The organism is Marinobacter alkaliphilus (assembly GCF_055394375.1).
This window is the reverse complement of record NZ_AP043751.1, coordinates 1,219,506-1,242,959: the sequence shown is the minus strand read 5'-3', so window position 1 is coordinate 1,242,959 and position 23,454 is coordinate 1,219,506. Positions and strand designations below refer to the sequence as shown.

Genomic DNA, 23,454 nt, shown 5'->3' with positions numbered 1-23,454 from the left:
ACGGCTAGCTGGGAGTTAAAACCTTACTAAGAATCATTCATGTTTCAGTCATGTTCGGCAATGAAAAGGTGCACACGCTTCAACTTCATCGCGCCGTGATGCATCCCGTGGGCCACCAGCTCCGCCACACCCAGCCACCAGTGGGTATTGTTATCCGGTCCTTTCATGACAGCCACTCCTGCAATTGCTGACTCACCAAGGGGTGATGGGCCAGGCGAATATGGTCAACACCAGGAAAATTGGCGATGCCCGCCAGTTCCCAGCCTTCACGGCGTTCACCACGGGCGCTGGATTGATGCACCAGGGCATCGCCAAACAGAACGTTCACAGGGTGCTGTTCGCCCTTGGCGAGCAGTCCGCTGATCACGTAATGCCGTGCACCCTGCAACAGCGGTTGATCCGAAGTTCCCGGTTCAAACACATCCCCCCGCGACAAGTTGCGGATACCCTCGCTGCGAAGGTCAATCACCCAGAAAGCCGCTGGCAATGGCCGAAATGTGCTTCTGGACTCGCCCAGCGGAAGGAACAGACACCATGGCTAGTCTCCCGTGTGTATTTTCAGTGTACGCCCTTTGCGGTGCATTACACTGGCCATTTTCGGGCCAGAATGGCGGCCCCGGAGCAAATCCGGCGAGACAGGCTCACGGTTTGTTAATCTGCCCGAAAGGGCTACAGGCGACCGACCCTGATAACCTTGCTGGAATTGCACAGAAACGGACCGGCCCGTGCCGCTCCACCTTTTCAGATTGACCAGCCAAAGGAAGCATCCAATGCGATCTGCTGTCATCGCCCTGACCAGCCTCTTGTTCTCTGCCAACCCGGCCACGGCCGAGACTCAGTCACAAGCATCGGCGGAGCCGGAAGTGATGGGCTTTGTGGAGTGGGTGGTGATGGGCGAGACCGGCATCCGGTTAAAAGCACGCCTGGATACCGGCGCCAAGACCTCGTCCCTGCATGCTGTGAATGTGGAATCTTTCGAGAAGGACAACGAGGAATGGGTGCGCTTCCAGCTCCCGCTGGGTGACCACGAAGACCAGCCCAGCGAGGGTGATCTGAAACACGACGAAGTGATTCTGGAATTTGAGCGGCCGGTCTATCGCACCGTACTGATCAAACGCAAGGGCGCCCCCTCACAGCGGCGCTATGTGGTCGAAATGGACTTCTGTCTCGGCGGCAAGGTCCATGAAACCCAGTTTTCCCTCACCGACCGGGGCAAATTTTCCTACCCGGTACTTTTGGGCCGCCGACTACTCCGGGATGACAACATCCTGACCGATTCCGGCCGCACCTTCATCGCTGAACTGGAGTGTGAATACAGCACGCTGGAGGAGCTGGCCCAGAGCAGCAAGGCCATCTCGCCCTAATCGGCCTTCGGCACCGGTTCAACATTCCGGACCCGAAGAAAGCTGGCAAATCTCGGCAAGCCGGTGGCGGTCAAACCACGGTAGCGGAAGGTAATGATTGAGCCAATCGCCGGCGGGTTGCGCCTGTCCGCATCGGTAAACCCGGTTCCGATGCGAAACTGCCGGCCATCGTACAGCTCCACTTCCAAAGCCCCCATCAGCCCCTCGTACTTGCCCTTGCCCGGCAGGTGACCAACGACTTTCGCTTCCGCATCCTCATGGGTTTTCACTTTAAGCAGATCATCGGAACGACCGGCCTGATACCGGCTGTTTCTTCGCTTTAGCATCAACCCTTCAGCACCGGCAGCCACCACCTGTTCAAGCTTTGCCATCAGTTCCGAATGGCTGGCAACCGGGCGCTGCGCCACCAATTCCAGATACTCAGAGCCAGAGGCTGCAACCAGCTGTTCCAACTGACGGTAACGCTGCTCGAACACGGTTTCAGGCTGTGGCAGATCAAACACATGAAACCTCACCTGACGCCACTCCCGATCCCCCTCTGTCAAGGTAGTTGGAACCCCACCCGATGTTAGACTCTCTAAATGAAGTGGGGCGAGACAGAGGTTTTTATGAAGTATTCACCGGAACGCCGAGAAGCCATTCTTCGCAAGTTACTGCCACCGAATAACCGGCCTGTGGCTGAAGTAGCGGAAGAAGAAGGCATTTCAGACGCTACTTTGTACAACTGGCGCAGCGAAGCCCGAAAGAATGGTCAACTGTTGCCAGATCACGGCTCAGACCCGGAAGGCTGGAGTTCGCGCGATAAATTCAACGCCGTGCTTGAGACCGCCGCGCTTAGTGAGTCCGAACTGGGCGAGTACTGCCGTAAACGTGGACTCTATCCCGAGCATATCCGTCGTTGGCGTCAGAGCTGTGAAGCCGCCAATGATCGCGATGAAAAGATTGAAAAACGCTCCCGTGAGGCGGTCAAGCACGAGAAAAAGCGCACCCGTCAACTGGAACGTGAGCTGAAACGCAAGGAAGCCGCACTGGCGGAAACAGCCGCCCTGCTGACTCTGCGAAAAAAGGCCCAGGCGATCTGGGGGGACGAGGACGACTGACCAGTGCCCTGGATCGCCAGTATGCTGTGCAGCTGGTCGATGAAACGCGTACCGATGGGGCGCGCCTAAAAAGCGCCTGTGCCGAACTGGGTATTGGCACCAACACTTACCGCCGCTGGAAAGCCGGTGGTGAAGATGGTCGGCCCAACGCCCCGAAGCACACCCCCTCTCACACACTGACCGCCATGGAGAAAGCGATGATTCTGGCCGTTTGTCACCAGTCCGATTATGCCAGCCTGCCGCCGTCTCAGGTCGTGCCGCTGCTGATGGACGACTATGGGTGGTACATCGCCTCGGAATCCTCGTTCTACCGCGTTCTGAGCGAACATAACGAGAACCACCGCCGGGGTGCCCGCCACTCCGGGCGAGTCGGCCCACCACGCCGTCATGAGGCCAGCCGACCGAACCAGGTCTGGTGCTGGGATGTGACCTACTTGAAGTCGACGGTTCGGGGTCGGTTCTTTTATCTGTACTTCATGCTCGATGTCTACAGCCGCAAGATCGTTGGCGCTGAAGTATTCGATGCGGAAAACGCCGTCAACAGCGAAACCGTGTTGCGCAAAGCACTGTTACGCGAGGGCTGCGTGAACAATCCACCGGTGGTGCATTCTGACAACGGCAGCCCCATGAAAGGCGGCACGCTACCGGCCACGTTCGAGAAGCTGGGTGTCACGCCCTCCTACAGTCGACCGCGTGTGTCCAATGACAATGCCTATATCGAGTCACTGTTCGGCACCACCAAGCAGCGCCCGGAATACCCGCATGAGGGCTTTGAGAACCTTGAACTGAGCCGTGACTGGGTGAGCACGTTCATCCGCTGGTACAACAACGAGCATCGCCATAGCGCGATCCGTTATGTGACACCGGCTGACCGTCACGCCGGAAAGGATGCAGACATCCTGGCAAGTCGAAAAATGACCTTGCTCAGGGCCAAGGAAAAGAACCCTGGTCGCTGGTCCACCGGTATCCGCAACTGCGAACCGGTGGGAGCCGTGTGGCTAAACCCGCTACCCGAGGAACAAACTGTTAAAGAGCAATGCGTGGCTTATTAGAGCCAAAATGAATCAGGTTCCAACTACCTTGACAGACGACGCGATCCACCGGCTGCACTTTGCGCACCACCCCGGACAGCTCAGCAAAGCGCCCGCGACCACTCCAGAGTTCACCATCCAACGGCTGCCGGGGAAACTGCGCCGTAAACCAGTCCGGCGACGCGTAGACATGCCCGCCCCGGGACCAGAGCTGCTCGCCATCCCAATAGGCCCGGACACCGTCCAGCTTTTCACTGACCCAGTATTCCTCGAGGTTTACACCCGAGTGATAGACATTGGCCAGGGGGATGGCAGGCGGCCGGGGATCGGCCTTAACCGGATCACTGGCAAGTAACGAGAGAAAAAGCAGGCAAAGTGTCAGGGCTGTTGCCCTAACACTGCCGGTAGTGAAGAGTGGCATGTTCCTTTGCCCTTTTTACATCCTGTTGATGGTGTTACGAAAATCGCTTAACTCAGGCAGTTACATACTTCAGCAGCTCAACCACCTGTTCCGGCGTCTGCGCCCAGGCCATGGCGGCCGCGTCCACTTCCTTGAGCGGGTGCACGATGTCTTCATCATGCAGGGTTATGTAAGGCGTGCCCATGGCGGCACAGTAGCCGGCATCGAAGGCCGCGTTCCACTGCTTGTACTTGTCGCCAAAGCGGATCACCGCCAGGTCGCACTGCTCAAGCAGGGTCTTGGTGCGGATGGCATTCACCTTGGAAGACTGGTGATCACGCCAGAAATTGCTCTCCGGCTTACCCAGGAAATCGCCCGCGGCGTCGCTGGATTCGTGGTCGGTGTTGGCAGAGGTAAACTCAACCGGCAACCCCGCCGCCTCAGCACCCGCAGCAATCTGCTCACGCCAGTCGGTGTGGATTTCGCCGGAAAGGTATACGGTCCAGATCATGATGGGCTCCCTTGGGGTGCTAATTAGTTAGTCAGATGGGCGGGATGATACGCCAATGGGGTGCGATGTTCACGGCGAAGCCCCATACCAACGCCTTCAACTTGCATAACTCACCTTTTCTGCCATCACATTACGCCGCTGGGCGGTGTCAATGATGGTGACTTCGGTGAACATCCGGTCCACATGCTTCTTGAAGGTTTCATCGTCCATGTCCCGCCAGTACCGCGCTGGCCGGCCCGTCTTCTGGTCATACTCTGCCGTGGTCGGATCCAGCGGGCGGTATCGCTCCAGCAGGGGAAGCTCCGGCAGGGGCTTGGTGATATCCATGTAATTCTGGATAAAGTCCCAGTAGGCGTAGCACATGGTGGCACTGCCGTGGGCGCCAAGGATATCGCCAACGGTGACGTCCAGCTTGCTGTACCGGTGAGACAGCACCAGATCGAACAGAGTACCGAACCGGTCTACCCGGGCGCAGCACCAGGCATCAAATTCATAGAAGGGTTTTTCGATCACGACCGGAGGCTTTCGGGGCACGAACGGGAGCTTCCGGGAATATTGCCAGACCTTGATCATGCCGGTGCGGCGGTTGAATTCCCATTCGGGGCCGCGGCCGTTTCTGAGGAGCCATTTCGGGAAAAGGCGGAACGCTAGGCCACCGATAATTATCAAAAGCCAGCCACCGAATAAAAGGCTAACTTCCAACGGAATCAAGCTGTGCAAGAATTTAGGCCAAGTTTCATCTCGCACGCCAAACAGGGGGGACACCAAGATCAAAACGATCAGAACTATCGGAGACACAATATAAGCCCACACCTTTCCCAAAACAGAAATCATGTCGAAAAAACGCGCCTGAAACGCTAACGGTGCGTGCCGGAAGCATTCGTGGCTGTTCTCGACGTATAGCCCGAGCTTGTCAGCCAAATCTTCCTTTTTCTCCAGCCTTCGCAGTTTTTTTGGTGGATCATCGGACATGAAGGTCGGGGGCACCACCTCACGGGTATTACCCCATGGCAGACGAAGACTGGCAGACCGATCCAGTCCTGTCCGATTCAACTCTTCCGGCTGGTTTCTTTGGAGCGGAATGGCATTGGAGCAGTATGCATGCGGTCCATAGAAGTTATCCATCTTGGGCGCTGCAGATCCATTGTTCATAAATCCCCAAATCCTTGCGGAGACCCTGAGAAAATCTCGCTAACCGACATCGAATTCGGAGCTTCAATAACGGTTATTTCTCCCAAAAACATCTTCTATTTCTCGTGGCCACAGGAAATACTCAATCAGGGATCAATAATTGTTAGCCTTCCCAAAAACCTCCTCAACCTCTTTCGGCCACTTATACTTGAAGGGAGTATATTTCCACCAAAACATCGTTGGCATAAAAATAATTAAAACAAAATAGCTAAAAATACGCCTTCCTATCGACTTTGAACTTATATAATTACGATATGTGTCGTAATTAGCCATCACAAGGTTATCAGCATCCCCGTCAAAAATTCCGTCGTTGTAGTACCTGACAATAAAATTCCATCTCCGATACATATCCTCTTCCTTAAACCCGGAATAGACCCTCTTGCGCTGTAGCGGCATCTTGGGGGGCTTCCCGCAAAAGTAATGCTTTTCCCGCATGAACAGCTGGGCGTAATACTGCCGTTCCCACACAACGCCAGAGCCCAGATACTGCCAGTTGTAGGAAAAGGTCACCTCCAGCTCGTCCCAGGGAATCCGGTAAAACGTGCCCCGGTGCCCTACGTACACAAACCCTTCCTGCCGGTCCATCCGGACCGGCAGCGTGAGCGGAAAGAAAGTTTCAAACAGGTAAATGACCGCCCAGACAGGCCCGAAAGCGATCAAGACTCCGAGCAATGCCTTCGAATAAAACAGGCTAACAACCCAGCCCAATGCAAGGACAATGATCATAAACAGATTTATGACGACCAACTGCCCCCTTCGGAAAGTCAAGAAGGCCGTCCGGATATCCATGAACCGTTCGCTGATATAGGCGACGCCAACCTCCATTCCTTCCGAGGAATCGGACACCCCCGCCACCTTCAAGGCTGGAGGGCTGGCGAGCCGAGTTCCATGGGTACGGTACAGCTTCTTTTCCAGCTGTTGTTCCAAATCCGTTTCCGGAAAATCACACTTCAAAGGCGAGTTTTTCATCGACACTCAGCTCCTTCACATCGTTTCCGTCCAGAATGAAACGTAACCCGTTTTCTCCCGTAACTTTCCGGCCGTCCTTCTCGTACTCGATCAGCAATTCAAGCTGGTCCCACTTGTCGTGGTTGTAGTGAGTAAACCGGTACATAACGCCGTGGGGTGAGGCCTCTATCTCTTTCCTTCTATTGAATAGATCGGTAATTTCGTTCAAATCGTCGGCAGAGAACCAGTTTTTATCCACCTCAAACAGCTTGATCGAGACCTCGCACGTCCCGTCACTGTATCCCGGGAAGTAGATGATAAAACTCGTCACTTCCGACATGATCTGATACTCACCCCGGTTTATATCACCGTGCCGACCGATATGCTCCGTTATCCGCACAATGGGAGAGAACAGGGTGTAATAAAATGCATCCAGTTCCGCTTCAAAATAGCGCCTGACTTCAGCGCCCTCATCCTGAGAAACAATAACCCGACTTTCCTCCAGCAGCTCTCTGCTCGGGGGCCTGGACTGCTCATCCCAGTATCTCAACATGGGCGCGTTGCCCCAGAAGGACAGTGACAGGAAATCCTCGATCCGGGACCGGGCGATATATAGTTGTACCGCCGTGATGACGAAGGACACCGCAACCAGCACCGCGCCTACCACGAGCACAACAGTCACGCCCGCTCCGGTAACTGCACCCACCACCGCCAGGGTCGCCAGGCAAGTGATACCGATGCTCAGCCCAATCTGGGCCCCGGCCAGGGCCACCATCGCATGATGACCTGTATTCAAGGCCTTATAGCCAGTCCACCCTTCCAAACCTGTTGCCAGTAGAACACCTACATAGGGAAGGTACTTTACCGTGGCTTTCGCCAGACCGGTTGCAAAACGAGACAACGCCTTCAATTCCTTCAACCCACTTGGAGCCACCGACACCCGCATCCCAGTCGCAGACAGCTTTGTCCCCAAGGCTTTAGCGTATTCCTCCCTTATCAACAACCCACTGAGATTGACCACGCCTTCGCCAATGCTCCACAGGCCAGATAGAAAGTACCCCCACCGATCGATGACGGACCGGTCTCCCAGCATTACATCCTGCTGGGTCTTTTTCAGGCCGGAGAACAGACTTGCCATGTTAGCCGCGTGAAAGAAAGTCACCGCCCCAATGAACTTGCCCCGGTTCTGCTTGATGCTATCAACCACTGGGTCCAGCCGAGTATGAAGCCAGCCGAAGGGGTTGTCTTTAAAGTCTGGGGTCAGGTAGAACATGTCGATCAGGGTTCGGTTCAGGTAACTCCGCACCCTGGCATCCGCCATACTGGCGGCCAGTGGGGTCATTGTGTGTTCGGATAGGTTATGGCCCCCACCTTCCAGTGTTCTGCGGTGGACCGCCATGAGCAGGTCCGTCGCAGTATTCAGGGTTATTCCCTGCCGGTGTACTTCAATGCCATACCGGTCCCTGACCGCCTTGATCCATTTTTTCCACTGCGGCCACGTTTGAGAGTCTTTCGCCCAGGCCCCCATCTTTGCGGCGGGGGCGGCAAATTCTAGCATCAGGGTCTCGGTGGCGTTACTCGCGCGCACATACGCCGGCATGTCTAAGATACTGTCCACGATCTTCAGGCTGCCGTAGTCAAAGCCGGGTAGGTCTTTAAGTTTCTGTGTAATTCCGTTGGTGACTGATGCTAGGAACAAAGCAGTTTTCAGCAGGTTGCCGATCGTACTGGCTTCACCTTCCTCCGCAGCCAACCACTTTTCTGCATCTTCCTTGCCCTTTTCGGCACTGACATAACCGTCCAGAATATCGGCTAGCTCCTGCTCGACTGCCTCAAATCCCTCCGCGCAGTAACAGTCGTTGAACTCCAGTTTTCTGGCCAACTGGTCGGAGTCAACCCACCGTTTCCAGTCATCGAATACCAAGGCCCTAGCCTGGTCATACTCTTCAAGCTGCTTATAGTAGCCTTCAACGAATGCGTCTTTTTCCCAGGAACGAATTCGTTCTTTCAGTTCCTCGGTAACTTTCTGCTGGCCTTTAGACGACTTTTTCTTGCTGGCCTCGCGGGCGATGAGTGCGTCCACCATTTTGGAGATGGTGTAGGGATAGGCGTTCTCCTCCGCGTAATTCGTAATCAGGTTTACATAAAGGGCATGCAGTTGACCTAATTCGGAGGTGATGCCGATTTCATCATCAAGAACAATGCTGTATGAGAATTCCGTTTCTTTTTTACACAGCCCCTGCAAATCCGGCTCACTGACGCCTTGTGCAAAATCCGTCAGGCTCCACTCGAAATCTATTGATCCCTGCCGAAAATCTTCAACCACGCTATTTATAACTTCGGTTTCGCTGATATTTATGCCTTCACGCCTTTCAGTGAGTCCACTCAGGTCGAACGTCTGCATGTTCTCTTCACGGACTTGCGTATCCGTTCGCACAAGTTCCTGTATGCGTACTGACCATCGATGCCGTACGAATTTCAGCAACACCTTACCTTGCGCAGGGTGATGTATAGCAGGCAATGCACTTTGCGCTTCAACATCCGGGAGCAGTACCGAGTTAACGCCGGGCCGCACTTCCATTATCTCGCCTTGCTCGTTGACTCGGTACTCATGCAGAGTCCCGAAAACTTCGGAGTACATGTAGACCCAACCGGGTGTCAATTTTCGAACGCAGTAATGCGTGTTTCCGAGTTCAACGGAAGGCGCATGAAAGTTCGCAGGCAAGGCAACCTCTTCCTGACTGATTGCCCAGCGCACCGGATACAACGCGACGGTTTTAAGCTGCAGCGCGCACATTTGTACGGCTGAATTGATGTCATCAGAACCCTGCAAAAACGCCGAGCTGTTAGCACTACCCATGAACCAGTCCCTCCGTTGACTTTTTCTCTGCGAATTCTGCAATTCGCGCTATAGCCCTGCCTGGCGCTTCGGAATTTTCTCTCCACAGATTCATCACTTCACTATCCTCGAATGCATGATGCCCGAGCCAGCCAATGGTATTGATATACAAGGCGATATCGCGGGCGCTGTATAGCCCCCGTGCTTTCGCCGCGTTGACTAGCCCGGACACTGCATCCCAATCCTGTTCATCTGCGTCAGATTGTTGAAGCAGGTGAGGGAAGTAGTTCGAAGTGTGGAGCTCGAGTTTCCTGAGCGCTGTCTGCTCCGCCGCCCTTTCCATGGCAACCTGGTGTTGCTCACGAATATTGAACACTTCTGCCTGCTGCACCCTATTGGGTTGATCATTATTAAAATACGCCCACTCACCTGTGCGGCGGTCCTGAATGGCAAACAAGCTGCAAGGCCCCATCAATTGATTCAGATCTTCACCTGATGAATCCGCCTTCAACAGATGCCGTGCGATTTCAGGATCATAGAACCGGAAAACAACGTCATCATCCGTGACCAACCGGGCCATAAGCAATCCACGTAGGTGGCCCATGACCTCTTCAAATGGGCAGTCCGCCTGCAAAACAATGGCAGCACCCAGGTGCTTCCACTCCTCGAAGCATTTAAGCGCCAAAGAGCTCTCTATTCCCGCTTCAACCAACCAGGGTGAGATTTCCAACAGATCGGCGAGCTCAGTTCCCCTGTATAGCGCATCGCATTGAGGCGTTTCTATCTCACGATAAATAACCTGAGCCAAGCCATTCACTTTTGCACCGTCAATAAGAAGAAATGTCTTACTGTCGCCTGGAAGGGTTGCCAGATTACCCATCAGATCGCACCTTGTGATTCTGGTGAGCAGATCTGACAGATACCCTTACCCTGGTTTGCGGCATTCCTAATGGCGCGTATCTGGTCGGGCTTCGCCATCGGCCTTTGGGGTGTCCCTGACAGCACGACAGGAGCGACTGTTCCACCTCTCTTCTCCACCAACCCGGGCCTCTCCGGCACCTGCACCTTCTGCCCGCTGCCTTTCCCGGCAGCCCCACCGACATTCATCTTGATACTCGCACCACCCAAGGCCACGCCGCTGGGGTCGATCTTTATGAAGCTGCCACCGGCTTTCAGGGTGATTTCGGCTCCTGCTTCGATCACCGCTTTTTGGCCGGCTTTGATATGCAGTTCGGTGCCCGAGTCACTGAGCCAGGCGGTGCCGGCTTTGAGGTGCAGGGTGCCGGTGACGTTGAAGCTGTGGTCTTTGCCGGTTTGTTCGCGCTTTTCGCCGTCCACGGTGTGGTGGCTGCTGCCTTTGGTGTGGCTGAAGCGATTGTTCTCCACCGTCAGGTGGCTGTCGTTCTTGATGACTTCGGTGCGGTTGTTTTCGGTCAGCAGGTCCAGGTCTTTCTGGGCGTGAACGTAGATTTGCTCTTGATCAGCTTCGTCTTCAAACCTGAGTTCGTTGCTACCCTCACCCTTGTGAGTCTTGGTTTTTAATGTGGTCCGGGTTTTGTGTTCCGGCAGCGCGTACGGCGGTGTGTTGGTGGCGTGGTAGGTTCTTCCGGTGATGATGGGCTGGTCCGGGTCGCCGTCGAGGAAGGAGACGATGACTTCGTGGCCGATTCTGGGCAATGCCATAAAGCCGTATTGGCCGCCGGCCCAGCCCTGGGCGACGCGTAGCCAGGCGCTGCTGTGTTCGTCGTTTTTCGAATAGCGATCCCAGGGGAATCTGACTTTCACCCGGCCGTACTGGTCACAGTGGATCTCTTCACCCTCGGGGCCGGTGACGATGGCCATCTGGGGGCCGTCCATCATCGGTTTGTGTTTGCGGAAGTTGTAAACGGTACGCCAGGTTTTGTCCGCCGGGATGGCGGTGAAGTCATTGTGGTAGCTGGTGGGTTCGCTGCTACCCTCTTCTTCCATGGCCTGGGGCTGTTTGCCGGTGTGGGTGATGGCGGTCAGCAGCCATTCCCGGTTCAGGCTCTGGCTGTCGTGTTCCTGCAGTTCCACTTTGGCGCCGGGGGTGAAGTCCGGGCGGTTGCTTTCGCCCTTGGCCAGGGAGGCGTCGTTTCTCAGGGCGTCCAGTCTGGCCTGGGTGAAGGGCTGGCCGCTGGCGTCGGCTTTGTAGCGGCCGGGGTAGTCGTAGTGCTGGTAATCTTCACGGTGACTTAGCTCACCTGCACTGTGCTCGTGCATCAGGGCGTAGGCGGGGTTTTTGAAGGTGTAGTCCTTCATGGCTACGGAGGCGGCTTTGATGCGTTCTTCGTAGGCGAAGCTGAACACACAGGCCTGTTGGGTGCTGCCACCGGCCTGGGTGTTGCAGGGCACCGGGTCCAGTTTCGGGGCGTCGCCGTGGTGGTCGGCGATGATCAGGGCCGGTTGTTCTTCGCCATCCACGCTGCCGTGCTGGTAGCGGTAGTGCCAACCTTCTTCGGCGGCCAGGCGGTTGATGAACTGCAGGTCGCTTTCCCGGTGCTGGACACAGTATTCCCGTTCTTCCGGGGAGCGCTTGAAATCAAATACGGTGTCGATGATGCCCCGCTCTTCCAGCAGGGTGCGCACGATGGCGTCGGTGGTTTGGGTCTGGAAGATGCGGCTGTTGTGCATCAGGCCCAGGCGCCAGGCCGGGGGCTGGATGACCACTTCATAGGCGGTGCGTCGATGGCCGGTGTTGCCGCGGACGAATTCGTTGACCACGCCGGTGAAGCGCCGCAGGGGTTGGCCGTCTTGCCACACCACCAGGTCCACCGGTTGTTCCAGAACGTCAGCAGCGGCCACATCGGGGTCGGTGCTCGCCAGTTCTAACCGGCCATGAAACAAGGAAGACAGCTGTTCGGCCAGCTTAAAGCCAACTACCGAAAAGTGATCTGAGGGGAATTCGCCTACACGGGCGGTGAACTGCAATCCGCTTGCCTGGGGCATGACTTCGGTCCCTGAAGAATGAACATTTCCGTTTCAGCCGGCACCATCCAGGTGCAAGCTCCGGTCAACCCGGGCATTCAAGCCCGGGCGACGGGACACAGTTTAATACAAGCTGCGGGGTATGCGGTACCCCGAGAGCAGCTGCTGTGTGAACGGGTTGGTATTACTGGCCGCATGCAGGCGATATCGCATCTCACCATCGTCCACGGTGAACTTCACGTCGACCGCACTGCTGCTGACGCCGGCAATCTCGGCTTTGTCGAGCAACCGGAACAGCGCCCAGGGGCCGCTTTCCGAGATACTCCGGGGCGAACGGTTGACCTGGATCGGCACCAGGGTGATTCGGCTTTCCACGGAATCCCTCAGGGTGTTGGGCCAAACCAGCGGTATGCTCTGGCGTGGGCCGTGGGAGAACTCCACCAGCTGGCCGTCGATGTTCACCACCGCCCGGCGCTTGTTGTTGGTGAGGTTCAGGGGTTCCAGGGCGAACTCTACGTCCAGGGTGCCGCTGCGGGTGAAGAAAGCCTGGCGAATCTGCCTTGCGCGATCCAGAGAGGCCACCACGTCCCGGCGCACCAGGCTGGCCCGGCGGGCGTCGCCCACATGCTCGGGATGGTCTTCCAGGAACAGTTTCAGGTTGTCGTTGTAGAAGGTTTCCAGGATGCCATCCGGGGCGAAGAAGCGCTCGAAGTCCTGCAGTGCGGCATCGCGACCGGCACCGGCGGTGAACGGATAATGCCGGGCCAGGTTCTGCTGGAACGGCTGGTAAACTTCCCGGTACCACTCGCGCTCCAACTGAGCCACCGCACGGTCAAGCACCACGCGCCAGCTTTCCGTGGCCAGCCGGTTGAGCACGCGGTTCAGTGGCTCCGGCTGGTGGTTGGCCATACGCTGCAGCGTGAAGATGGGGTCTGCCCCCTGCAGGCCCATGCGGGCACGGGCGGCGCTGAGCGCGGCTTTGCCGGCATCCGGGGACTCCTGGATGTTGCGCAGGTATTCATGCAGTTCACCCACCACCTGCATGATTTCATCCAGGCCAGAAGGCTGGTCACCCTCCTTGCGGGTCAGCCGGTTCAGGTCGGCGAACTGGCGCTCGATATCCTGCAACATACGGAAATGGGGCGACTGTTCCAGCAGTTTTCGGGCTGCCTCGGCTTCACCGTCACCCACCGGGATCAGGCGGGTATTACTCTGGACCTGGCCAAGGAACCGGGCCAGGGGTTCGTGGCCGCTGGTCAGGCTTTCCAGAATGCGCACGCCGTGGTTCAGGTCTTCAAACCGGTGGACATCCAGCCGGCTGACGGCGGTGCGCCAGGCTTCCGCATAATTCTCGGCATACAGCGTTTGCAGGCTGGCCAGCAGCTCTGCCTCGTCCGCCTTGCTGAAATCCACATCGTTACGCCGGCCCAGCACCCAGGCATCCACCAACGCCAGTTCGGTCACCGAACCGGATTTGCGCAGGAACCACTTCTCCAGGCCTTCGCGGGTCAGCAACGCAGGGATGGACAACGGATCCTCTGCGGACGGTAATTCATCACCCAGCGGTTCGCCGTAGGCGTCCATGCGGGTGAACACGGTGGAGAAGGCCGGCCCGGAGCTGCGCGCCAGCTCCAGCGGTGCCTGGAATTCCCGGTTGGCTTCCACCTGCAGATCACGGTACACGCGGTCTGGCGTGCTGATCCGGCCCAGTTCATGCTGCGCCCACTGCACACTGCTGCGGAACGGTGCCAGTGCCATGGTGGCGGTCTGGTCGCCCTCGGCCGCCATGCCGGCCAGGTTGGTGTGGGCCATGGCGTATTGCAGGTGGCCATAGAGACGGTTCTGCACCTCCCGCTGGCCGGGGAAACGGTTCTGCCAGTAGCTTCGCATGTAAGCGGCGACAAGGTCACTGCGCCGACCGCTGGCGTCGTACAGCATGCGCAACACCCGCAGGTGTTCCAGGCGCTCGGTGCTGTTGTCAGGTGCCCGGCCCATTTCTTCCATCACGCCAAACATCAATGCAGGCAGGTACTGGTAGGCCAGCATGTCGAGGTAGGCGGCGTCCACTTCCGGCCCCACTTTGTGGCCCTGATACAGGCCCATATCGGCTACCAGGCTCCACTCGTTGCGGTAGTCGCCGAACGCCATGGTGGCCTCGCGCAATTCATCCAGCGGTTGCAGCAGGTTACGGCCGGTGCTGTCGGGCTCGTAGCCCACCGGCTGCCAGTTGTTGATAAAGGCGTTTACCCGGTTTTCCACCTGGGCGGCGGCGTCTGCGTTCTTGATGAAATAGTGCTGCCAGCCGGCGGTCATGCCGGCACCGGCACACACCGCCACGGCGGCGGCCACAGCGACTTTGCGACGGCGTTTGCCGACCACCTTGCGGTTATCGCCCGCCAGGCCCGCCTCTGGATAGATCACCTCCGGGAACAGCCCTTTGGTAAACAGGCTGACCGACTGACCGCCTCGCTGGGCCGGCTGGATGGGGCTGGTCATCTGGTAATTGTGGGCAGCGGCAGAGACAAAGGCATCTTCCGGCACACCTTCCTGCAGCACCGAGGTGAAATAGGTCCCACGGACCAGGGCAGGCGTGGAGAAGGCATCGGCCGACAACAGATCGGTCAGGAACTGCTCCATGGTGGTTTTCAGGCCCGCCAGCTGGCGAGTGAACGAATAGGCCGCGGCCCGCTCTTCGTTATCGCGGGTGTCCGCCAGGACATCCGGCAGGCGCTGGCTAAGCTCATCCACCATCTCGTTGTAGCGGTCTGCGAACTGCTCCAGCCACTGATCGTGATCCTGCTGGCCATCCAGTCGGAAGGTGAAGCCCAGTGCCTTGTCTTTCTCGGCTTTTGACAGGGTACGCACGAACGGCGCAAAGCCGTACATCAGGTCCATTTTGGTGAAGGTGACATACACTGGCAGCCGCGAACCCAGCTGTTCCATCAGTTCCCGCAGGCGGGTGCGCAGCAGGATGGCGTGGGCTTCCCGCTGCTTATCACTGGCGGTGCTCAGGCGGGCCAGATCCACGGCCAGAATCACGCCATTCAGCGGGCGCTGGGGACGGCTGCGCTCAAGCCAGCCGATAAAGTGGTTCCACAGCCGGTTCTGGATTTCGCCGGTGGCGCCTTCGCCCTGGTTCTGGCTCAGCAGTTCGCCGTCCGGGTCGATCAGTACGCCGTTATCGCCAATCCACCAGTCAAAACCGAAGGGATTGCGGTCGCCCCGGTTATTCCGGGTGACGTTGGTGAGGGTGTAGGTTTGCCCTGCCCGCTGAATCAGGCTGGTCTTACCGGCATCTTCCAGGCCCATCACCAGGTACCAGGGCAGGCGGTACAGGCCTTTGCGGCCGGGCAGATTGCTTTTCAGGGCCTGCAACTGGCGGTCCAGCAAGCGCTGCTGCCGGCGTTCCATAGGCAGGATCGGATCTTCCTGTTCCTGTTGCTCCTCGGCCTTGGCTTTATTCACCTTGCCCAGCCGGCGAGCCAGGGCCATACCCCAGAACACCACCACCAGCAAAATCACACCCAGGGTCACCAGGGCCCGCATCTGCCAGGCCATCAACGGGTACTCTCCGCCAATTTCCAGGCGGGGGCCCAGCCACCAGGTGGCCACCAGCAAGGCGATGACCGCCAGCGCCAGGGTGACCGGTGCGGCGTTACGAAGATGAGGCAGTAGCCAACGACCAATGAGTAAGGCTTTTCTCCACATGGTTTCCATTCCTGCGTTTGATGCGTGCGGGCGTTACGCCAGTCGTTCCAGTTGTTTGATCAGGCCGGGTTCCCAGTCTTCCAGAACCAGGCCTCGGACCTGCCCTTGCAGGTCCTGAATCTGTTGCGCGGCCATGGCTTTCAGGCCGGTTTCTTTCAGCAGCTTGGCACTGGCCAGGCGCCAGTACAGCCGTTCCCGGGGTTCCCGGGCATCGGCCAGGCCCTGTTCCAGCAGCTCCAGTGCCGCCGGCAGTTTGCTCTGCCTTGCCAGTTCAACCGCACTGTCCAGCGCCTGCTCCCAGGGGTTGGCGCCACCGCCGTTGCCTTTGACCGTCGCCGGTGCGGTATGCATCCAGTCCGCGGCATCGTCACTGAGAAAGGCGGTGCCGTCATTGAAGGTCAGCTCTGCCAGTTCCGGCAGCCTTTCCACAAAGGCTTTCAGGGCTTCCCGGATGGCTTCGGCGCAATCGCTATGGCCCAACGCCATTGCCGCCCGGGCACTGAGCCAGTGGCCATCCAGCCAGAACGGGCTGACCGACAGGCTCTGTTCGATACGCTGCCAGAGTTCGTTATCCGGGGTTTTATCCAGACTTTCCTTGTACTCTGCCACCCGGTCTGCACTCACAGCAGCCAGGTCTGTTCGCTTGCCATCCCGGGTGGGCGGCAGACTGGTGATGCTTTGCCAGATGGCGTGGCGGCGCATCTGGTAACCCAAGGGGTTTTCCGGCTCAGTGTCGGTGAGCAGTTCAGCCACTTTCAGCAGGCTCTGGCGGGTCGCCCGCTCATTACTCGGGTCCAGTGTCAGGTTGCCCAGTGAAGCGCTTGCGGCAGTGGTAGCCGCCGGCTTGTTTACTGCCGCCGCTGCCGGCTGGCTCGGAGCGGTTTGAGGCTCCCCGGCACTGGCCTGGCTGCCAGGCTGGTCTGGTTTGGGCAGTTTCTCTGCCGCCCGCTTCAGATCAAACAAGGCGTCACCCGGCAGGTCTTTGGCTTTGGCCTGGTCATCCAGCTTGTCGATCAGGTCCAGGCAGTACTGGCGGCCATCACCCACGCTGGCATCAAAATTCAGGCTCTCCACACCTTTGAGGGCGCGTTGCAGCATCTGGGTAAACAGCATTTTTCGGGCACGCTGGCCCTTGGCGCCGGGATAGGGCCAGGCGTTCTCCCACCAGCCATCCAACACCCGGTACAGCAGGTACAGTGACAAGGCAAAGCGTTCGCCGTCGCCACTGCGCTGCAAGCTCAGCATCAGGAAACCCAGCACCTTGATGTCTTTGCTGCGGTCTGCCAACAGCTTGAGGGCCTCGCTCTCAACCTTGTTCCAGTCGATGTCGTTATGAGCCAGAGAACCCACTTTCATCACTTCGTCTTCCAGGAACTCCAGGACCGGGTCCTCGGCCAGGCTGTCGCCGGTGCCGCTTTCCCCCGGAATCGCACCGAGCACCTGTTCAACGTATGGGTGTTGTTCAATAACCTGCATCGTTGCCCCCTTACCAGCCACAGGCCTGACGCAGTGGCCGGATCGCTTCTGCATAACCGGAAAGATCAAACAGCAAACCATCCAGCTCCTGGGCTTCGGCGTGAATGCGAGCGTCCGGCTGCCCGACGATTTGCTGCACTATGCGGATTGCCGGTAAGCCCCGGCCGGCACTGACCACCAGGCCGTCATCCCGTACCCGCCAGTAGGCTCGCTCGGGCCCCAATGCCACCTCCACCCGCTCCCGGTTGATAGGTTCCGGCAGCATGACGGTCAATTCGGTGATGTTGTTGTGGCACTGCAGCGCCAGCACCGGTCGTGGCGGTTGAACCCCTAATGCAGAGACAGTGACCAGGTGGCCAGCAGCCGCACCGGTATCCCGATAGGTCACCCCGGACGCATCTTCACCACTGGCCTGGGCAAAGGCCCGGCGCCAGCGTTCGGACTGGTTGACCTCCTGCACCCGCCGACCCTGCTCGTAACGGGCCAGTGGGGTGGCAAACACCTCATCAAAACAGGCCAGCCGGTCGAGCCGGTTGGCTTCGGCCGTGCAGGCCTCGGCTTCCGCCAGGCGGGTGTCGGCCAGCGTGACGGTGCTGGCCAGCACCATGGCCAGGCCGAGCAACCCGGGTTGGATTCGGTCTTTCAGGGTCATACGTCGGTTACCTGATACTTCAGACATTTATGGGCCAGGGTACGTTTGGGCAGGCCCAGGCTTTCAGCGGCCTGGGCACGGTTGCCGCCGTACTGGCGCAGTCGTTCACGAATAATGGCGGCCTCGAAGGCCTGGGCGGCGGCTTTCAGGTCGCGGATGTCATCCGCCACCGGAACCCCCGCCATGGTTTTCGGTTCAACACTGGCATCCATGGCCGGGCTTGGATCGGCAAACAGGTCATCCAGGCGTAACACTTCCGGCTGGATGTCATCGCCGGCGGGCGTTTGCAGGCAAGCCAATTCCACGATGTTGCGCAGTTCCCGCACGTTGCCAGGGAAGTTGTAACCGGCCAGCGTGTGCAGCGCGTGGCTGCTGATACCCAACGGGCCACTGCCTTCGCGTTCGGTGTACAGGCGAATGAAATGCCGGCTCAGGGCTTCCAGGTCTTCCGTGCGTTCGCGCAGCGGAATAACCCGCAATGGGAACTGGCTGAGGCGATAGAACAGGTCACGCCGAAAGCGGCCGTCTTCGATGCCTTCCTGCAGGGGCTGATGGGTAGCCGCCACCAGCCGGAAGTCGGAGTGCTGTTCATCCCGGGCGCCCAGGGGGCGGAACTGGCGGCTTTCCAGTACCCGCAGCAGTTTGGACTGCAGGGCCATGGGCATGTCACCGATTTCATCCAGGAACAGGGTGCCGCCATTGGCCTGTGCCAGAAGGCCCTCTTTGGACTGGTCGGCGCCGGAGAAGGCGCCTTTGGTATGGCCGAACAGTTCGCTTTCCAGCAGGGTGTCGGGGATGGCAGCGCAGTTGACCACCACCAGCGGACCATTCGCCCGGTCGGACATGTCGTGGATGCCCCGGGCGACCACGTCTTTGCCGCAGCCGGTTTCGCCCTGGATCAGCACAGACAGCTGGCTACCGGCGGCACGCACCACTTGGGCCCGGAGGTTCACCATGGCTTCGGAGTTGCCGACCAGGGTGTGGGCCAGTTGTTCACAGCGCTGGCGCAGGGTTTCGGCGTCGTGCAGGTGGTCCAGGGAGCGTTTGAGCATGCGCCGCTGCCAGACCTGGTCGCGGGTTTGCAGTTGGCTGATCCACTGGTGTACCAGCAGTTGTTTGATGCCGGCGTACAGGGGCTGGCCGACGATGCCTTGCCAGTCTGGGTGGTCGCTGCAAAGCACAAGGATGCCGAGGGTGCGGCCGTCTTCGCCGGCGAGGGGTTCAAGCCAGAGGCTTCTGGGGCGGTCGCTGGCGTCGAACAGGGTCTGGAAGCCGGGGTGGTCCAGGCGGTAGCTGGCGGCGCGGGTAAGCTCTCTGGGCTGGCCGGTTTGCAGTACATGGGCAAACGGGTGGCTGAAGTCGCTGCAGTCGAATTCGCTGGTGTCGCCCAGTTGGCCACAGTGGAGGGTTCGGCCGCTGAGGTCGAGTTCGAGGGCCCAGCATTTGGTGAGGCCGAAGGCTTTTTGGAGCTGGCTGGTGGCGGTGTTCAGCAACGCAGGCAGGGTGTCCTGTTTGATGAGTGCCACCGCCAGATCTATGCCGGTGTGCAGTTCCTTCTGCATCCGTCCCATTGCTATCGTTCCTTCTTTATGGAGATCGCCGCCCGCACACCGTGGGGGATAGCTTTCCAAAACACGCCGTGAATACATCCTTGTCCGCTCCGCTGCCGTTCGGCGCCCGCACACTGCGGGGTTAAGTCTTCCAAAACACGCCGTGAATACGTCCCTGTAGGCTCCGCTCCGCCATCCATGGCTCCGCAGGGTTTTGGAAGACTTAACCCCGCAGTGCGCTGCTTTCAGCGAGTTTCCACGCTAGGCGACTGTTCCTGTGAATTTGTTTTCGTTAACTCCAAGAGTGACCTTGGTCACCGGCTCTCTTGCCGCCAGTTTTTCCAGCAGCGCCAGGGACACCGGTGGCAATAGTTCGCCTTCGATGATCGACTCCAGCATCCTTGCACCGTTTTCACTGCGGGTGGCGCGGCTGCGGATGGCTTCTACCAGGCCGTCTTCCAGTTCCACGTCGGTGTGGTAACGGGCTTTGATCTGGTCGGCCAGGCGCTGGAGTTTGTCGCCAACGATGCGGTTGAGGGTGTCCTCACCCAGCGGCAGGTAGGGCACCACTTCCATTCGTGCCAGCAACGCAGGTTTGAAGAAGTTGGCCAGTTCCGGGTACAGGGCTTCTTCGATCTTTTCCGGTGCTTCGGCGTGGTTGACGATGGTCTGGTAGCCGAGGTTGGAGGTGAGGAAGAAGACGACGTTTTTGCAGTCGATCAACCGGCCTTCGCCGTCCGCCAGCTCGCCTTTGTCAAAGGCCTGGTAGAACAGGTTGAGGACTTCCGGGTGGGCTTTTTCGACTTCGTCGAGCAGGACCACGGAATAGGGCTTCTGGCGGATGGCTTCGGTGAGGATGCCGCCTTCGCCAAAGCCCACATAGCCTGGGGGTGAGCCGATCAGGCGGGAGACGGTGTGCTTCTCCTGGTATTCGGACATGTTGATGGTGGTGAGGAACTGGCGGCCGCCGTAGAGCAGTTCGGCCAGTTGCACCACGGTTTCGGTTTTACCAACACCACTCGGGCCCACTAGCAGGAAGGCGCCCATGGGGCGGCCGGGGCGGCGCAGGTCGGCGCGGGCGGTGAGCAAGTGCTGGTGCAGGCAGTCGATGGCGGTGTCCTGGCCTTTGATGTGGGCCTGCAGGTACGCCGGCAAGTGTGTGATTTTCTCCAGTTCGTCGGTGGTCATGCGATTGACAGGAATGCCGGTCCAGTCGGCGATGACTTCGGCGACCTGACGAGCGTCCACGCGGGCATGGACCAGGGGTTCATCAGCTTGCAGCTCGGCCAGTTCCTGTTCGATGGCGGCGGCTTCGCTTTTCAGGTTCGGGCGTTCTTCGTGCTCGGTCTCGGCCAACTCAACATCAGCGTCATCGGCGGATTCGGCTTCGACATCACCCAGCAGCAATTGTTCGCGGATGTCGACCAGCCGGGCCACCAGCTCGCGCTGGTCGTTCCAGCTTTGCTCCAGGGCTTCGGCTTCGGCGGTCAGGTCGGCGATGCGTTGTTCAAGTTCCTGTTCCCGCTCGGCGTCAACGTTCTGGCCCAGAGTATGTTCCCGGCTCAGCAGGTCCTGTTCCATGGCCAGTTGGTGCAACTCGCTGCGCACGTGGCTGAGACGGCGCGGAGGTGTGCTCAGGTTCAGGCTGACCCTGGCGCAGGCGGTGTCCAGTACGTCGATGGCTTTGTCCGGTAATTGGCGGCCGGCGAGGTAACGGGCAGACATTTCCGAGGCGGCTTTCAGGGCGCTGTCGGCGACCAGTACCTGATGGGCTTTTTCGTAGACAGTACGCAGGCCCCGGAGTATGTGGACGGCTTCGCCCGGGGTCGGCTCGTCCAGGGCGACCGGCTGGAAGCGGCGGCTTAGGGCCGGGTCTTTTTCGAAGTATTTCTTGTACTCGCGCCAGGTGGTGGCTGCGATGGTGCGTAGCTCGCCCCGGGCCAGTGCCGGTTTCAACAGGTTGGCGGCGTCGGAGCCACCTTCGCTGTTGCCGGCACCGATCAGGGTGTGGGCTTCGTCGATGAACAGGATGATTGGCGTAACAGAACCTTTAACGGCTTCGATCACGCCCTTCAGGCGCTTCTCGAATTCGCCTTTGACCGAGGCACCGGCCTGCAGGGCGCCCATGTCCAGGGTCCAGAGTTCAACGGTTTTCAGTCGGTCCGGTACGTCACCGTTGACGATGCGCAGGGCCAAACCTTCCACCAGGGCGCTTTTGCCCACGCCGGCATCACCCACCACAATCGGGTTGTTCTTGCGGCGGCGGCAGAGGATGTCGATCATCTGGTCGATTTCGGCATCCCGGCATACTACCGGGTCCAGTTTTTCTTCCCGGGCCAGTTTGGTGAAGTCGGTGGCGTAGCGCTTGAGCGGGTCCATGTCGGTATCCGCCACAGGCTTGGCAGAGCCGTTTTCCGTCAGCTGCGGGCGTTCGACGGAACCTTCCGTGAGGCGGTCGAATTGTTTGCGCAGCTGTTCCCGATTGATGTCTACCAGGGCCTGGGCCACCCGGGGCATCAGGTAGCGGTCGGCGTTCATCAGCAGGGCCAGGAATACGGCGCCGGAACGCAGTTCGGTGTGGCCCAGTTCGGTGGAGGCCAACAGCCAGGCGTCCTGCATCAGTTCCACCAGCAACGGCGAGAACGAGGGATAAGGCTCGGCGGTCTGCGGCTCGCCGTTCAGGCTGTCGCCCACCAATGGCTGCAGTTGCTGATGATTGATGCCGGTGTGTTCCAGAATCTGGCGCACGTCAGAGAACGGCGTTTCCAGCAGTTTGAACAGCAAATGGGCCGGGGTAATCTCGGCGCCCTGGCGGCTGATGCACAGGGCGGCGGAGGCTTCCAGGGCCTGGCGTGAAATGTCGTTGAGGCGCCCGATCAGCGCCGGCAGTTCTACCCGAATCACAGTGATATCCTTATTTCGGTAGTTGGTCCAGTACGCTGAGCACATCCCTGATGCGTTCGTTCAGCGCGACGTTGTACAAGTGGTAAATGCCCGCCATGGCGGCAATAAAAAGGCCGCCGATACCCCACAGGGGCAGGCCGCTGCGCAGCCGGTTGCGGGCTGGAGCTACGTTCTCCGTGGCATCGGCCAGCGGCTGCGGGTCCCGGTCGGCACGGAGTTCGCGGAGTTGCTCATAGAGGCCGCGAACAATCCGGTCGTACTCATCCCGGCCGTTCTCCATTACCTTGTAACGGCCTTCAAAACCCAGGCACAGGCACAGGTAAATGAAGCCCAGCATATCGCGGTAGCGCCCTGGCTCCTTTTCCATGCGGGCAAGGATGGCGAATACCTTTTCCCCACCCCAGGTTTCATTGTGGAAGCGGGACAGCAGGGAGTGCTGGGACCACACACTATGGGCGCCCCAATCGGTGCCCAGCACCGCTTCATCAATGAAGGCGCAGAGCACGTAGCGATAGGCCACCACCGTCGGGCGTTCATAGCCCTGCTCGATCAGCTCCCGATCAATGGCCGCCACTTCGTCGACCACTTGCTGGTACAGGTTTTCCACGTCCCGGAAATCCGCCAGCCGGCGTACCCGGATCACCAGGCCCAGCAGTGGCGTGGCGGCGTCGATCAGGCGGTTTTCTTCCAGCCCTCGCAGCTGGAAGCCGGCGTTGTCGAATTCGGTTCGGGAGCCACTGTTGCCGGCGTCCGCAAACAGAAGGTCACTGAATGCACTGTCACCCGAATCCCTGGTGTTGTCTGGTCTGTCCATTACCGGTGCATCTGCCATGG

General features: G+C 58.9%; 17 protein-coding genes and 1 pseudogene. 2 read left to right on the top strand and 16 right to left on the bottom strand.

What is annotated here, in order from left to right:
• Positions 1-44 precede the first annotated feature (44 nt).
• Both ACZ5Q2_RS05560 and ACZ5Q2_RS05555 read right to left on the bottom strand, forming a co-directional pair.
• A complete protein-coding gene (locus ACZ5Q2_RS05560; protein ID WP_264753565.1) occupies positions 45-167 on the bottom strand; it encodes a hypothetical protein in 123 nt (40 codons plus the stop codon).
• Positions 164-469 carry a hypothetical protein gene (locus ACZ5Q2_RS05555; protein ID WP_227510049.1) on the bottom strand — a complete coding sequence of 102 codons (306 nt, stop codon included), beginning with the start codon at positions 467-469 and terminating at the stop codon, positions 164-166. Before ACZ5Q2_RS05555 ends, ACZ5Q2_RS05560 begins: the two co-directional genes overlap by 4 nt.
• Positions 470-770: 301 nt before the next feature.
• Between ACZ5Q2_RS05555 and ACZ5Q2_RS05550 the strand changes: the two genes are divergently transcribed.
• Positions 771-1,364: an ATP-dependent zinc protease family protein gene (locus ACZ5Q2_RS05550; protein WP_061330931.1), complete on the top strand. Its 594-nt coding sequence runs from the start codon at positions 771-773 to the stop codon at positions 1,362-1,364.
• On the opposite strand, the gene ACZ5Q2_RS05545 is transcribed toward ACZ5Q2_RS05550, so the two are convergent.
• Positions 1,361-1,867, bottom strand: a complete 507-nt coding sequence (locus tag ACZ5Q2_RS05545; RefSeq protein ID WP_432210380.1) for a DNA ligase — start codon at positions 1,865-1,867, stop codon at positions 1,361-1,363. The genes ACZ5Q2_RS05550 and ACZ5Q2_RS05545 overlap by 4 nt on opposite strands.
• A gap of 78 nt (positions 1,868-1,945) precedes the next feature.
• Between ACZ5Q2_RS05545 and ACZ5Q2_RS05540 the strand changes: the two are divergent.
• Positions 1,946-3,516: pseudogene (locus ACZ5Q2_RS05540) on the top strand (IS3 family transposase).
• Here ACZ5Q2_RS05540 and ACZ5Q2_RS05535 read toward each other — a convergent pair.
• From ACZ5Q2_RS05535 to icmH, 13 genes are all read right to left on the bottom strand, one after another.
• A complete protein-coding gene (locus ACZ5Q2_RS05535; protein WP_413774346.1) occupies positions 3,491-3,916 on the bottom strand; it encodes a hypothetical protein in 426 nt (141 codons plus the stop codon). The pseudogene ACZ5Q2_RS05540 and the gene ACZ5Q2_RS05535 overlap by 26 nt on opposite strands.
• A 52-nt stretch (positions 3,917-3,968) precedes the next feature.
• Entirely contained in the window at positions 3,969-4,406 is a 438-nt protein-coding gene (locus ACZ5Q2_RS05530; RefSeq protein WP_058091620.1) for a YtoQ family protein, read from the bottom strand.
• Between the two features lie 96 nt (positions 4,407-4,502).
• Positions 4,503-4,940, bottom strand: a complete 438-nt coding sequence (locus ACZ5Q2_RS05525) for a hypothetical protein (protein ID WP_230715157.1) — start codon at positions 4,938-4,940, stop codon at positions 4,503-4,505.
• Between the two features lie 750 nt (positions 4,941-5,690).
• Positions 5,691-6,566, bottom strand: coding sequence for a hypothetical protein (locus ACZ5Q2_RS05520; RefSeq protein ID WP_061331924.1), 876 nt, complete (start codon positions 6,564-6,566; stop codon positions 5,691-5,693).
• On the bottom strand, positions 6,541-9,405 hold the full coding sequence (locus tag ACZ5Q2_RS05515; RefSeq protein WP_061331925.1) for a toxin VasX: 2,865 nt from the start codon (positions 9,403-9,405) through the stop codon (positions 6,541-6,543). Before ACZ5Q2_RS05515 ends, ACZ5Q2_RS05520 begins: the two co-directional genes overlap by 26 nt.
• On the bottom strand, positions 9,398-10,264 hold the full coding sequence (locus ACZ5Q2_RS05510; RefSeq protein ID WP_061331926.1) for a DUF4123 domain-containing protein: 867 nt from the start codon (positions 10,262-10,264) through the stop codon (positions 9,398-9,400). Before ACZ5Q2_RS05510 ends, ACZ5Q2_RS05515 begins: the two co-directional genes overlap by 8 nt.
• A complete protein-coding gene (locus ACZ5Q2_RS05505; RefSeq protein WP_230715155.1) occupies positions 10,264-12,351 on the bottom strand; it encodes a type VI secretion system Vgr family protein in 2,088 nt (695 codons plus the stop codon). The genes ACZ5Q2_RS05510 and ACZ5Q2_RS05505 overlap by 1 nt, the downstream gene beginning before the upstream one ends.
• 102 nt (positions 12,352-12,453) lie before the next feature.
• Positions 12,454-16,047, bottom strand: a complete 3,594-nt coding sequence (gene tssM / locus ACZ5Q2_RS05500; protein WP_230715153.1) for a type VI secretion system membrane subunit TssM — start codon at positions 16,045-16,047, stop codon at positions 12,454-12,456.
• A 24-nt stretch (positions 16,048-16,071) separates the two neighbouring features.
• Positions 16,072-17,514 carry a type VI secretion system protein TssA gene (tssA, locus tag ACZ5Q2_RS05495; RefSeq protein ID WP_230715144.1) on the bottom strand — a complete coding sequence of 481 codons (1,443 nt, stop codon included), beginning with the start codon at positions 17,512-17,514 and terminating at the stop codon, positions 16,072-16,074.
• A gap of 10 nt (positions 17,515-17,524) precedes the next feature.
• Positions 17,525-18,166, bottom strand: a complete 642-nt coding sequence (gene vasI / locus ACZ5Q2_RS05490) for a type VI secretion system-associated protein VasI (RefSeq protein ID WP_230715138.1) — start codon at positions 18,164-18,166, stop codon at positions 17,525-17,527.
• Positions 18,163-19,728, bottom strand: coding sequence for a sigma-54 interaction domain-containing protein (locus ACZ5Q2_RS05485; RefSeq protein ID WP_230715170.1), 1,566 nt, complete (start codon positions 19,726-19,728; stop codon positions 18,163-18,165). The genes vasI and ACZ5Q2_RS05485 overlap by 4 nt, the downstream gene beginning before the upstream one ends.
• 249 nt (positions 19,729-19,977) lie before the next feature.
• A complete protein-coding gene (gene tssH / locus ACZ5Q2_RS05480; RefSeq protein WP_082780544.1) occupies positions 19,978-22,665 on the bottom strand; it encodes a type VI secretion system ATPase TssH in 2,688 nt (895 codons plus the stop codon).
• Positions 22,631-23,452 carry a type IVB secretion system protein IcmH/DotU gene (gene icmH / locus ACZ5Q2_RS05475; RefSeq protein ID WP_061331932.1) on the bottom strand — a complete coding sequence of 274 codons (822 nt, stop codon included), beginning with the start codon at positions 23,450-23,452 and terminating at the stop codon, positions 22,631-22,633. Before icmH ends, tssH begins: the two co-directional genes overlap by 35 nt.
• Positions 23,453-23,454 lie beyond the last annotated feature (2 nt).